This is a genomic window from Parendozoicomonas callyspongiae, from assembly GCF_023502345.1.
In the GTDB taxonomy this organism is placed as follows: domain Bacteria; phylum Pseudomonadota; class Gammaproteobacteria; order Pseudomonadales; family Endozoicomonadaceae; genus Sansalvadorimonas; species Sansalvadorimonas callyspongiae.
The window spans coordinates 1-923 of record NZ_JAMFLX010000107.1 but is presented as its reverse complement, the minus strand read 5'-3'; the positions used below and the strand labels follow the sequence as shown (position 1 = coordinate 923).

The window sequence follows — 923 nt, the reverse complement described above, 5'->3', positions numbered from 1 at the left end:
TAAGAGTTGACATGAAATATCTTACATTCTTGCTGTTACTCTTTTCCCCGTTCTCAGTTGCGGAAGCGATAAGATATGAGAAGCTGATTTGCAGCCAATTGGAAAGCATTACTTGCTCTAAAGAAGTTGAAGTCTCGTTCGTAGGTAAGTTACAGAACCAAGTCACGGTCTTAAATTTCACGAACTTTTTCAACTTCCAAAATGATATTGCCATGAGGGCTTCAAAACGAGTGGTATTTTTGAGTAAGGAAAAGTTAATTGGAATGTACGCCACAAGTGAACAAGCATCTTCAATCAAAAATGATTGTGTATATTTCCCTGTTTCCTCTAAGTTTGGGAACAAGATCTGTCTGAAAAATAACAAATTACCCCATCATGTATGGGTAAATGGTGAAAATCCAATACTATCAAAGTAGGCGTAGCTAACAAATCGAAGGGGTTCGTCGCTTTGCTCCTGGCACGCTTGCGGTGGCTCAAAGCTAGGCGTTAGCTGCAGAAGTTAATGGAATAAGCCATAACATGCTATGAATTTAGATATAATAATTCAGGATTTAGCTCCAGATATAATAATTACCCTAACACCATCAGTCTTAATTTGGTTTTTCTTATGTAGTATGCTTTACAAAACCCTTAAAAAGAAACATCCAGATAAATATCAAAGGATGGGATCCCCAGGGCTCTTTAATAATAACAACACAAAAACTACTCTTTCACTTCTTAAGTTTCTATTCAAAAAAGAATGGAAGGATATGAATGATAACCAACTGAATATAATCGGAATAATAATGGTGACGTTCTTTAGTATTTACAGCGTTATTATTTCAGCACTGTTGGTTCTCACAATAATGAGTGTAGAGATAAATTAATTTAAAAATCAGCTAACAAGCACATCTAATGGACGCAGCAAGCTGCGCCCCTAATGT

Annotated in this window: 1 protein-coding gene; it reads left to right on the top strand. The window is 36.2% G+C overall.

The features are described from left to right. A partial coding sequence (locus tag M3P05_RS20485) for a hypothetical protein (RefSeq protein ID WP_249701992.1) occupies positions 1–416 on the top strand: 416 nt, incomplete at its 5' end. Positions 417–923: the final 507 nt, after the last annotated feature.